General features: G+C 69.5%; 10 protein-coding genes. 7 read left to right on the top strand and 3 right to left on the bottom strand.

Going from position 1 to position 11599, the window contains the following annotated elements:
* Positions 1-131: 131 nt before the first annotated feature.
* From ACH4TP_RS26315 to ACH4TP_RS26305, 3 genes are all read left to right on the top strand, one after another.
* Positions 132-830, top strand: coding sequence for an HAD family hydrolase (locus ACH4TP_RS26315; RefSeq protein ID WP_398439300.1), 699 nt, complete (start codon positions 132-134; stop codon positions 828-830).
* Positions 831-1274: 444 nt separating this feature from the next.
* Positions 1275-2864, top strand: a complete 1590-nt coding sequence (locus tag ACH4TP_RS26310) for an ABC transporter substrate-binding protein (protein ID WP_389228414.1) — start codon at positions 1275-1277, stop codon at positions 2862-2864.
* Between the two features lie 67 nt (positions 2865-2931).
* The gene (locus ACH4TP_RS26305) at positions 2932-4515 is read left to right on the top strand and encodes an ABC transporter substrate-binding protein (RefSeq protein WP_398439299.1); all 1584 of its coding nucleotides are present in this window, start codon (positions 2932-2934) and stop codon (positions 4513-4515) included.
* Positions 4516-4594: 79 nt separating this feature from the next.
* On the opposite strand, the gene ACH4TP_RS26300 is transcribed toward ACH4TP_RS26305, so the two are convergent.
* Both ACH4TP_RS26300 and ACH4TP_RS26295 read right to left on the bottom strand, forming a co-directional pair.
* Positions 4595-5272, bottom strand: a complete 678-nt coding sequence (locus ACH4TP_RS26300; RefSeq protein WP_389228408.1) for a response regulator — start codon at positions 5270-5272, stop codon at positions 4595-4597.
* Positions 5273-5312: 40 nt separating this feature from the next.
* The gene (locus ACH4TP_RS26295) at positions 5313-6215 is read right to left on the bottom strand and encodes a RecB family exonuclease (protein WP_389228405.1); all 903 of its coding nucleotides are present in this window, start codon (positions 6213-6215) and stop codon (positions 5313-5315) included.
* A 124-nt stretch (positions 6216-6339) separates the two neighbouring features.
* Here ACH4TP_RS26295 and ACH4TP_RS26290 point away from each other — a divergent pair, with 124 nt between their 5' ends.
* From ACH4TP_RS26290 to ACH4TP_RS26280, 3 genes are all read left to right on the top strand, one after another.
* Complete coding sequence (locus ACH4TP_RS26290) at positions 6340-7530, top strand: site-2 protease family protein (protein ID WP_398439298.1); 1191 nt, start codon at positions 6340-6342, stop codon at positions 7528-7530.
* 56 nt (positions 7531-7586) lie between these two features.
* Positions 7587-8474, top strand: coding sequence for a tRNA (adenine-N1)-methyltransferase (locus tag ACH4TP_RS26285; RefSeq protein ID WP_015032448.1), 888 nt, complete (start codon positions 7587-7589; stop codon positions 8472-8474).
* 204 nt (positions 8475-8678) lie between these two features.
* Positions 8679-9257, top strand: a complete 579-nt coding sequence (locus ACH4TP_RS26280) for a hypothetical protein (protein WP_398439297.1) — start codon at positions 8679-8681, stop codon at positions 9255-9257.
* A gap of 4 nt (positions 9258-9261) precedes the next feature.
* Here the strand turns inward: ACH4TP_RS26280 and ACH4TP_RS26275 are convergent, their stop codons facing one another.
* Complete coding sequence (locus tag ACH4TP_RS26275) at positions 9262-9573, bottom strand: ferredoxin (protein ID WP_389228397.1); 312 nt, start codon at positions 9571-9573, stop codon at positions 9262-9264.
* Between the two features lie 240 nt (positions 9574-9813).
* Here ACH4TP_RS26275 and arc point away from each other — a divergent pair, with 240 nt between their 5' ends.
* On the top strand, positions 9814-11580 hold the full coding sequence (arc, locus tag ACH4TP_RS26270) for a proteasome ATPase (RefSeq protein WP_389228394.1): 1767 nt from the start codon (positions 9814-9816) through the stop codon (positions 11578-11580).
* The last annotated feature ends 19 nt before the right edge of the window (positions 11581-11599 follow it).

The following is an 11599-nucleotide window of genomic DNA, read 5'->3' as shown; positions in this document are numbered from 1 at the left end:
TGACGTCGCGGGGTAAATACGCGCTTTCTCGTTGATCGCGACGTACACTTGTCGGTCCAGTGCAGGCCGGTCCTCCTCCCCGTACCGGGGAGGAGGACCGGCCTTCTCGTCCCTCCATGGAGGTGTGCCGGATGACCAGTACGGTCCCCGCGTCCCTGTTCCGCACGAACGGCAGCTCCGCCCTGCAGGCGGTCTTCCTCGACATGGACGGGACCCTCGTCGACACGGAGGGGTTCTGGTGGGACGCCGAGGTCGAGGTCTTCGCGGACCTCGGACACCGACTGGACGAGGCCTGGCGGGACGTCGTCGTCGGCGGCCCGATGACCCGCAGCGCGGGCTACCTCATCGAGTCCACCGGCGCCGACATCACCCTCGAAGAGCTGACCGTCCTGCTCAACGAGAAGTTCGAGCAGCGCATCTCCCGGGGCGTCCCCCTCATGCCCGGCGCCGAGCGGCTGCTCGCCGAGCTGGCCCGGCACTCCATCCCCACCGCCCTGGTCTCCGCCTCGCACCGGCGGATCATCGACAAGGTCCTCGCCTCGCTCGGCCGCGACCGCTTCGCCCTCACCGTCGCCGGCGACGAGGTCGCCCGCACCAAGCCGCACCCCGAGCCCTATCTGACGGCCGCCCACGGCGTCGGGGCCGACCCCGTGCTCTGCGCCGTCATCGAGGACACCGCGACCGGTGTGGCGGCCGCCGAGGCGGCGGGCTGCCGGGTCGTCGCGGTGCCCTCCGTCGCCCCGATCGCGCCCTCCCCGGGCCGGGTCGTCGTGCGTTCCCTCGAAGAGGTCGACGTGCCGTTCCTGCGGACCTTGGTCACGGGAATTTGAGCTTTATCTGAGGAAGGCGATCCGGCTAAAGCGAGCGGGCCATTCACCGAAAAGCACCCACGTGACCTTGGTCACTCAGAGTGCCGGACGGCGGGTGGCCCGTTCGCGTTCCGTGTCTCAAAAGCGGATGTTCCGGTGCCCCCTGTGTCCCGATTGGGTAAGCGGCGTCCGCAACGTCCGGCGCATGGTTATCGGGTCCGACGCATCCATGATCACTCTTCGATTACGGCCCTGTACGGCCCCGGTCAAGGGATACCGGCGCCGCCCACTAATCTTTCGCGAGTACTTCGCCGCATAACCGCGTGCACCGGCGCATACCCAAGTCGCCGTGAACACAGGACCGATCGCAACACCCGGCCCGATCGCTCCCGCCCCGACCGGGCGGCAGGCGGCGGAGTTCTGTTGACCGCTGTATCCCAGTGCCGGATGAGGAGATCGTCCCTGATGAACCGCAAGACCCTGGTGCTGCCGGCCGTGGCCGGACTGCTCGCCCCCCTGCTCGCCGCCTGTGGCGGAGCGGAGGAAGGCAGAGCGATCGTCGTCGGCACCACGGACCAGTTCATCGCCACGCAGGACGCCCCCGCCCCGCTGGACCCGGCCTTCGCCTACGACACCGGCGCCTGGAACATCCTGCGCCAGACCGTCCAGACGCTCCTGCACGTGCCCCGCGGCGGCGGCGAGCCCGTCCCCGAGGCGGCCCAGACCTGCGGCTTCTCCGACAAGGCCAGCGAGAGCTACCGCTGCACGCTCCGCTCCGGCCTCACCTTCGCCGACGGCACCCCCATCACCGCCGAGGACGTCAAGTACTCCATCGAGCGCGTCCTGAAGATCAAGTCGGACAACGGTACGGCCGCCCTCCTCTCGAACATCGACACCGTCGAGACCCAGGGCACCGACGGCATCGTCTTCCACCTGAAGACCCCCGACGCCACCTTCCCGTACAAGCTCTCCACCCCCGTCGCCGGCATCCTCAGCAAGGACAAGTACGCCGCCGACAAGCTCCGCGACGGCTTCGACGTCGACGGCTCGGGCCCGTACACCATGAAGGTCGAGCGCGAGGGCGACAAGGTCACCCGCTTCGTCTTCACCAAGAACCCGTCCTACAAGGGCGACATCACCCTGCGCAACGACAAGGTCGAGCTGCGCCCCTTCGCCGACGCCGAGGCCATGGGCACGGCCCTGGAGCGCGACGACATCGACATGATGGCCCGCTCCCTGTCGCAGAAGCAGATCAAGGACCTCACCGAGACGCCCAAGGACAACATCCGCGTCACCGAGGTCCCCGGCCTGGAGATCCGCTACCTCGGCTTCAACACCAAGGCCCCCTCGGTCGAGGAGAAGGCCGTACGCCAGGCCATGGCCGCCGTCGTCGACCGAGGCGCCCTCGTCAACCTCGTCTACGGCCCCACCGCCGAGCCGCTCTACTCGCTGATCCCCTCCAGCATCACCGGCCACGCCACCCCGTTCTTCGACCAGTACGGCGAGCCCGACCCCGCCCGCGCCGCCAAGATCCTCAAGGACGCCGGCATCAAGACCCCGGTCAAGGTGACGCTCAACTACACCACCGACCACTACGGCGCCGAGACCGCCCAGGAGTTCGAGGCCCTCCGGAAGCAGCTCGTCGCCAGCGAGCTCTTCGACGCCACCGTCAAGGGCGCAGAGTGGTCCCGCTTCCGCACCGAGCAGAAGCGCGGCGACTACGCCGTCTACGGCCTCGGCTGGTTCCCGGACTACCCGGACCCCGACAACTACATCGCGCCGTTCCTCGACAGCGACAACTTCCTCAACACCCCCTACGTGAACAAGACCGTCCGCGAGAAGCTCATCCCGCGCTCGCGCCGCCAGGCCGACCGCAACGCGGCGACCCCCGTCTACGCGCAGATCCAGAAGATCGTCGCCGAGGACGTCCCCGTCCTGCCCCTGTGGCAGGGCAAGCAGTACGTCGCCTCCCGCGACGACCTCAACGGAGTCGAGTACGCGCTCAACACCTCCTCCGACCTGCTCCTGTGGGAACTGGGCCGCGGCACCGCCTGACCCCTTCGTTGTCCCGGCCGCGCACCAACGCGCGGCCGGCCTGACAAGAGATCAAGAGGCAAGTTCTGTGAAGGCACACAACAAGTGGCTGACGGCCCCCCTCGCCGCGGGCCTGTCCGCCGCCCTCCTCAGCGGCTGCGGCACCGAGCAGGGAAGCGGCTCCGGAAGCCCCGAGGGCGGGGTCCGCGTCGGCATGTCCGACGAGATCCTCGCCACCGACCCGGCGGCCGGCTACGACCCCGGCTCCTGGCTGCTGTTCAACAACGTCTTCCAGTCCCTCCTCTCCTTCCCGAAGGGCGGCTCCGCGCCCGAGCCCGAGGCCGCCGACGAGTGCGGCTTCTCCGCGGGCAGCAAGGTCTACACCTGCACCCTCCGCGACGGCCTCACCTTCTCCAACGGCAACAAGCTCACCTCGGAGGACGTCAAGTTCTCCTTCGAGCGCGCCCTGAAGATCGCCGACCCCTCCGGCCCGGCGCCGCTGCTCTCCACCATCGACAAGATCGAGACCCCGGACGAGCGGACCGTCGTCTTCCGCCTGAAGGTCCCGGACGCCTCCTTCCCCAGCAAGATCGCCTCCGGCGCGGGCTCCATCGTCGACCACCGCGACTACCCGGCGGACGCCCTGCGCACCGACGGCAAGGCCACCGGCTCCGGCCCGTACAAGCTGGACTCCCTCAGCGACAGCGAGGCCACCTTCTCGGCCAACCCCGGCTACAAGGGCAACGCCAAGCTGAAGAACGGCTCGGTCACCCTCAAGCTCTACCGCGGCGACCGCACCGCCCTCTCCAAGGCCTTCACCGACGGCGACGTCGACGTCGCCTACCGAGGCCTCTCCGCCGACGAGATAGCCGCCCTGGAGAACTCCGCCACCACGGCCGACAAGGGCATCGAGATCGTCCAGGGCAGCAGCGCCGAGGTCCAGCACCTCGTCTTCAACATGAAGGACCCGGTCGTCGGCAAGCTCGCCGTCCGCAAGGCCATCGCCCACCTCGTCGACCGCGAGGCCCTCGTCGAGAACGTCTACAAGTCGACGGCCACCCCGCTCTACTCGATCGTCCCGGCCGGCATCGCCGGACACAACACCGCCTTCTACGACGCCTACGGCGCCCCCGACACGGCCAAGGCGAAGAAGGCCCTCCGCTCCGCCGGCATCACCGGCAAGGTGAAGCTCACCCTCTGGTCCACCCCCAGCCGCTACGGCCCGGCCACCGACCAGGAGCTCAAGGCCGTCGCCGAGCAGCTCAACGCGAGCGGCCTCTTCGACGCCGACGTCAAGTCCGTCGCGTTCGAGCAGTACGAGAAGGACATCGCCGCCGGCAAGTACGGCGTCTACGTCAAGGGCTGGGTCCCCGACTACCCCGACGCCGACAACTTCACCGGCCCCTTCTTCGGCAAGGACAACGTCCTCGGCAACAACTACGAGAACGCCACCATCACCGGCACCCTCCTCCCGAAGACCGCCGCCGCCGCGGACCGCGCCGCCACCGCCGACGAGTACGGCCGGCTCCAGGACATCGTCGCCGAGGAGATCCCGATCCTGCCGCTCTGGCAGGGCAAGCAGTACGCCGTCGCCCGCGAGGACGTCACCGGTCTCGAATGGACCCTCGACGCCTCGACCGTCTTCCGCTTCTGGGAGATCCGCAAGGGCTGACACCCCGGTCCACGCACAGGGTTCCACGCACAGGGGCCCGGCACGCACCACGCGCGCCGGGCCCCTGTCGTTTCCGCGACTACTGGCCGCCGGCCCCCGGCCGCACCAGACCGCTCTCGTACGCGTACACCGCGGCCTGCACCCGGTCCCGCAGCCCCAGCTTCGTCAGCACGTGACCCACGTGCGTCTTCACCGTCGTCTCGCTGACGAACAGGTCCGCCGCGATCTCCGCGTTCGACAGGCCCCGCGCCACCAGCTTCAGGACCTCCACCTCGCGGTCGGTCAAGGTGTTCAGCGTGTCCGGGACCTGCTCCTCGCCCGTCGGCAGATGCGCCGAGTACTTGTCGAGCAGCCGGCGCGTGATCGACGGCGCCAGCATCGCCTCGCCCGCCGCCACCACCCGGATCGCCTGCACCAGCTCCGTCGCCGGGGCGTCCTTCAGGAGGAAGCCGCTCGCCCCCGCCCGCAGCGCCTCCACCACGTACTCGTCCAGATCGAAGGTCGTCAGGACCAGCACCTTCGCCGGACCGTCCCGGCCCGGACCCGTGATCTGCCGGGTCGCCTCCACCCCGTCCATCCGCGGCATCCGGATGTCCATCAGCACCACGTCCGGCTGGAGCGCGCGCACCTGCTCCTGCGCCTGCAGACCGTCCCCGGCCTCACCCACCACCGCGATGTCCTGCTCCGCCTCCAGAATCATCCGGAAGCCGGTCCGCAGCAGCGGCTGATCGTCGACCAACAGGACGCGGATCGTCACAAGGGCTCCTTCACGGGGCTGCGCTCAGAGACGGCTGAGCTCAGGAAGACGGCTGGGCCGGGTCCATTCTGCCCTGCCCGGATTCGCCCGACTCCGGCGGGCGCACGGAAACGATCTTCAACGGATAGACCGGGGGAGTCCCCCCGAACTCCGGACAGACCGCCTGGTGATCGCACCAACCGCACAGCTTCGTCGGCCGCGGCCGCCAGTCACCCGACTCCGTCGCCAGCCGGATCGCGTCCCACAGGGCGAGCAGCTTCCGCTCCACCCGCAGCAGATCCGCCTCCACCGGGTCGTACGTCAGCACCTCACCGCTGCCCAGGTACACCAGCTGGAGCCGCCGCGGGATCACCCGCTTCAGCCGCCACACCACCAGCGCGTAGAACGTCATCTGGAACAGCGCGCCGTCCCGGTACTCCGGCCGCGGCGCCTTCCCCGTCTTGTAGTCGACGATCCGCACCTCGCCCGAGGGCGCCACGTCCACCCGGTCGATCACCCCGCGCAGCCGCAGCCCCGAATCCAGCTCCGTCTCCACGAACAGCTCACGCTCGGCCGGCTCCAGGCGCGTCGGATCCTCCAGCGTGAACCAGCGCTCGACCAGCTGCTCCGCCTCGCCCAGCCAGCCCGCGAGCCGCTCCCCGTCCGGATCCTCCGCGAACAGCTCGCCCAGCTCCGGCCTCGACTCCAGGAGCCGCTCCCACTGCCCCGGCACCATCGCCCTCGCCCGCGACGCCGTCCGCTCCGCCGCCGGATCGTCGAAGAGCCGCTCCAGGACCGCGTGCACCAGCGTCCCCCGCGTCGCCGCCGCACTGGGCTTCTCCGGGAGCCGGTCGATCACCCGGAACCGGTACAGCAGCGGACACTGCATGAAATCGCTCGCCCGCGAGGGCGACAACGACATGGGCGCCCGAGGCTCCACCGGCACCTGCTCGCTCGTACTCATGACGAAGACCCTACGACCCGCCACCGACAACGAGCGGCATACCATCGACCTGGGACCCCGTCGCACTGCATGATCGAACCGTGACGCACCGAACGCGGGTCACACCACGCGACGAAAGGAACCCGTGAACCAGGACGAGCCCAAGCCGCAGCGGACCGAGGAGCCCGGCGGCGGGATCCTCATGGGACGGCCCTTCGGCGTGCCCGTCTACGTCGCCCCCAGCTGGTTCCTCGTCGCCGCCCTCATCACCTGGGTCTTCGGCGACCAGATCGAACGCGTCCTGCCCGAGCTCGGCGCCGCCCGCTACCTCGTCTCCCTCTTCTTCGCCGTCGCCTTCTACGCCTCCGTGCTCGTCCACGAACTGGCCCACACCATCGCCGCGCTCCGCTTCAAGCTCCCGGTGCGCCGCATCCAGCTCCAGTTCTTCGGCGGCGTCTCCGAGATCGAGAAGGAGACCGAGACCCCCGGCCGCGAATTCGTCCTCGCCTTCGTCGGCCCCCTCCTCTCCCTCGTCCTCGCCGGCGTGTTCTACCTCTCCCTGTACGCCGTCGAACCGGGCACCGTCCCCGGCGTCCTCCTCGCCGGCCTGATGATCTCCAACCTGATCGTCGCGATCTTCAACCTGCTCCCCGGCCTCCCCCTCGACGGCGGCCGGATGCTCCGCGCCGTCGTCTGGAAGATCACCGGAAAGCCCATGAGCGGCACCGTCGCCGCCGCCTGGGTCGGCCGCGCCCTCGCCGTCCTCGTCCTCGTCGGCCTGCCGCTGCTCACCCGCACCGGCCTCCTCGGCAACTCCACCGACGACATCAGCGGCTTCGAGACCGTCACCGACGCCCTCCTCGCCGCGATCCTCGCCGCCATCATCTGGACCGGCGCCGGCAACAGCCTCCGCATGGCCCGCCTCCGCGAACACCTCCCCGAGCTCCGCGCCCGCGCCCTCACCCGCCGCGCCATCCCCGTCGAACCCGCCACCCCCCTCTCCGAGGCCCTCCGCCGCGCCAACGAGGCCGGCGCCCGCGCCCTCGTCCTCGTCGACGGCACCGGCGACCCCACCGGCATCGTCCGCGAGACCGCCATCGCCGCCGTACCCCAGCACCGCCGCCCCTGGGTCGCCGTCAGCACCCTCGCCCAGGACCTCACCGACGGCATGCGCGTCCCCGCCGAACTCACCGGCCAGCCCCTCCTCGACCACCTCCGCGCCACCCCCGCCACCGAGTACCTCGTCGTCGAGGAGACCGGCGAGATCTACGGCGTCCTCGCCACCACCGACGTCGAGCGCGCCTTCGTCAAGGCCATGGCACGACCGTCCACCTGACCCCGTACCCCCGGGCCATGGCACGACCGTCCACGTAACCCCGGTACTCTGGTCACATGTCCGAACCGACCGGTGCCGCCCGCCGACGCGGGCCCTTCAAGGTCGGGGACCAGGTTCAGCTGACCGACCCCAAGGGCCGTCACTACACGTTCACGCTCGAAGAGGGAAAGAACTTCCACACCCACAAGGGTTCTTTCCCGCACGACGAACTGATCGGCGCCCCCGAGGGCAGCGTTGTCCGTACCACCGGAAACGTCGCCTACCTCGCGCTGCGCCCCCTGCTCCCCGACTACGTCCTGTCCATGCCCCGCGGCGCAGCCGTGGTCTACCCCAAGGACGCGGGGCAGATCCTGGCCTTCGCCGACATCTTCCCCGGCGCCCGCGTCGTGGAAGCCGGAGTGGGCTCGGGCTCGCTGAGCAGCTTCCTCCTGCGCGCCATCGGAGACAGCGGCATGCTGCACTCCTACGAGCGCCGCGAGGACTTCGCCGAGATCGCGAAGGGCAACGTCGAACGCTACTTCGGCGGCCCCCACCCCGCGTGGCAGCTGACCGTCGGCGACCTCCAGGACAACCTGTCCGACACCGACGTCGACCGCGTCATCCTGGACATGCTCGCCCCCTGGGAGTGCCTGGAGGCCGTCTCCAAGGCGCTCGTCCCCGGCGGCATCCTCTGCTGCTACGTGGCGACCACCACCCAGCTCGCCCGCACCGTGGAGTCCATCCGCGAGTTCGGCTGCTACGCCGAGCCGCAGCCCTGGGAATCCATGATCCGCAACTGGCACGTCGAGGGCCTCGCCGTCCGCCCCGATCACCGCATGATCGGCCACACCGGCTTCCTCGTCACCGCCCGCCGCCTCGCGGACGGCGTCGAGCCCCCGATGCGCCGCCGCCGCCCCGCCAAGGGCGCCTACGGCGAGGACTACGAGGGCCCCAACAAGGGCTAGGTCCTGAAGCGCGGCCCGCTCCCAGGAGCGGGGCTGACGTTCCGACATCCACAGCGCGCCGCCGTCGACTTCCCCGCCCACGCGGGGAACTCGACGGCGGCGTCCTCATGTTCGCCGAGGTCCACCCCAGCTGTTCCGTCCCCCTGTGACGTGTGGCACGATGCCGGGAACCCTCGTCGCACCACCCCACAGGAGACGTCTCGCGTGCAGCACTCCGCCGCCCCGGACCTCGCGGACCTCGCCCACACCCACGCCCGGCCGGCCCACTGGCTGGCCACCGCCACCGCGACGGCCGCGGTCGTCGCCCTCGCCGGACTGCTCCAGCCCGGCCCCGCCGGAGCCTCCGCCGCCCCGGCCGCCAAGCCGCGTCCCGCGCCCGCCCCCGAGGCCGCCGGAGCCGACTACCCCCTGGAGTGCGGGGGAGCCCCCCGTACGGTCGCGAAGCGGGCCACCGGGGACATCGACGGCGACGGGAACCCCGAGACCGTTGCGGTCGTGCACTGCGAAGCCGGCTCCGGAACCCCGCCGAGCGGCGTCTACGTCCTCACCCGGGGCAAGGAGAAAGCCACCCCCGCGCGCGTGGTCGCCACCCTCGTCGCCCCGGAGGAGCACCGGAGCGTCACCGAGCTCGCCGTACGCGACGGAGCCGTGCGCGCCACCCTGCTCGGCTACTCCTCCCCCGAGGTGCCCAGCTGCTGCCCCGACGAGAAGGAGCAGGTCAGCTGGTACTGGCGGAGCGGCGCCTTCGTCCGCGGCGGCCAGGCGGACGCGCGCGGCGTCTGAGCCCTCAGTCGGCGTCGGGGCCGTACACCTCGACCTGGTCCGCGACCCGGCGGACGTGGATGCAGTCGCCCGGGCACTCCTTCGCCGAGTCCACCACGTCCTGGAGCAGCGGCAGCGGCACCGGCGTGGTGGCCCCCGCCTCCTGGAGGAGCTCGTCGTCGGCGCTCTTCACATAAGCGAGCCCGTCGATGTCGAGCTCGAAGACCTCGGGAGCGTACTGCGCGCAGATCCCGTCCCCGGTGCACAGGTCCTGGTCGATCCAGACCTCCAGCGCCTCCTCGGCGCCCGTGGCCGGGGCCTCGTGCTGCACGGTCATATCTCCTGCCGTTTCTGCTTTGCGCGATAAGTCGGGCCACCCCTGACGGGTGTTGACCGAACACGACGATACAACCGCCCGCTTTCAAGTGGTGAAGGGTGGGTATTCCCCTGGCGAGAGGGGAAGCGCAAGGGTGAAGATCGGACACACCCCGGAGTCTTTTTGATCTAGGGGTTTCAATCACCACCCACGCAGGTAGGGTCAGGAAGCGTCCAGCTCCCCTTGGAGGAGGTGAGGACCGTGGCAGCCCACGACGACGACATCAACCGCGGCATCCGGCCGGGGCGGGGGTCTGAAGACCCCGCCGGTCAGGTTGCCTATCTCGAGCAGGAAATCGCCGTCCTGCGCCGCAAGCTCGCCGACTCTCCGCGCCACACGAGGATTCTCGAAGAGCGGATCGTCGAGCTGCAGACCAACCTGGCCGGCGTGTCCGCGCAGAACGAGCGCCTGGCGAACACGCTCCGTGAGGCCCGCGACCAGATCGTGGCCCTCAAGGAAGAGGTCGACCGGCTCGCGCAGCCGCCGGCCGGCTTCGGTGTCTTCCTGCAGGCCAATGAGGACGGCACCTGCGACATCTTCACAGGAGGCCGCAAGCTCCGGGTGAACGTCAGCCCGAGCATCGAGCTCGAAGAGCTCAAGCGCGGCCAGGAAGTCATGCTCAACGAAGCGCTCAACGTGGTCGAGGCCATGGAGTTCGAGCGGGCCGGGGACATCGTCACCCTCAAGGAGATCCTCGAGGACGGCGAGCGCGCCCTGGTGGTGGGGCACACCGACGAGGAGCGGGTGGTGAGGCTCGCCGAGCCTCTGCTGGACGTCACCATCCGCGCCGGCGACGCCCTGCTGCTCGACTCCAGGTCCGGCTACGTCTACGAGGTGGTCCCCAAGAGCGAGGTCGAAGAGCTCGTCCTCGAAGAGGTCCCGGACGTCGACTACGACAAGATCGGCGGTCTGGGCAACCAGATCGAGCTGATCCGCGACGCGGTCGAGCTCCCCTACCTCTACCCGGACCTCTTCAAGGAGCACGAACTGCGGCCGCCCAAGGGCATCCTGCTCTACGGGCCGCCCGGCTGCGGCAAGACGCTGATCGCGAAGGCCGTGGCCAACTCCCTGGCCAAGAAGGTCGCCGAGGTGACCGGACAGCCCGCGGGGAAGTCCTACTTCCTCAACATCAAGGGCCCCGAGCTCCTCAACAAGTACGTCGGCGAGACCGAGCGGCACATCCGCCTCGTCTTCCAGCGTGCCCGGGAGAAGGCGAGCGAGGGCACCCCCGTCATCGTCTTCTTCGACGAGATGGAATCCCTCTTCCGCACCCGCGGATCCGGAGTCAGCTCGGACGTGGAGAACACCATCGTCCCGCAGCTGCTCGCCGAGATCGACGGCGTGGAAGGCCTGGAGAACGTCATCGTCATCGGCGCCTCCAACCGCGAGGACATGATCGACCCCGCGATCCTGCGGCCCGGCCGGCTCGACGTCAAGATCAAGATCGAGCGTCCGGACGCGGAGGCCGCGAAGGACATCTTCGCGAAGTACCTCACGGCCGGCCTGCCGCTCCACTCGGACGACATCTCCGAGCACAGCGGTTCGAAGGAAGCCGCCGCCCACGGAATGATCCAGTCGGTCGTCGAGCAGATGTACGCGGAATCCGAGGAGAACCGCTTCCTCGAAGTCACGTACGCCAACGGCGACAAGGAAGTCCTGTACTTCAAGGACTTCAACTCCGGCGCGATGATCCAGAACATCGTCGACCGGGCCAAGAAGATGGCCATCAAGGCCTTCCTCGACCACAACCAGAAGGGCATCCGGGTCTCCCACCTCCTCCAGGCGTGCGTGGACGAGTTCAAGGAGAACGAGGACCTGCCCAACACCACCAACCCCGACGACTGGGCCCGGATCTCCGGAAAGAAGGGCGAGCGGATCGTGTTCATCCGCACGCTCGTCACCGGAAAGCAGGGCGCGGACACCGGACGCTCCATCGACACGGTGGCCAATACCGGTCAGTACCTGTAAAACGCCCACCGGCTGCGGA

Origin of the sequence: Streptomyces sp. NPDC021012 (genome assembly GCF_044333355.1) — a bacterium.
GTDB lineage: Bacteria > Actinomycetota > Actinomycetes > Streptomycetales > Streptomycetaceae > Streptomyces.
This window is presented reverse-complemented; position numbering and strand designations above follow the sequence as displayed.

Coding starts and splice junctions, on each gene's coding strand:
- ACH4TP_RS26315 (WP_398439300.1), top strand. CDS start 132: ATGACCAGTACGGTCCCCGCGTCCCTGTTCCGCACGAACGGCAGCTCC.
- ACH4TP_RS26310 (WP_389228414.1), top strand. CDS start 1,275: ATGAACCGCAAGACCCTGGTGCTGCCGGCCGTGGCCGGACTGCTCGCC.
- ACH4TP_RS26295 (WP_389228405.1), bottom strand. CDS start 6,215: ATGAGTACGAGCGAGCAGGTGCCGGTGGAGCCTCGGGCGCCCATGTCG.
- ACH4TP_RS26285 (WP_015032448.1), top strand. CDS start 7,587: ATGTCCGAACCGACCGGTGCCGCCCGCCGACGCGGGCCCTTCAAGGTC.
- ACH4TP_RS26275 (WP_389228397.1), bottom strand. CDS start 9,573: ATGACCGTGCAGCACGAGGCCCCGGCCACGGGCGCCGAGGAGGCGCTG.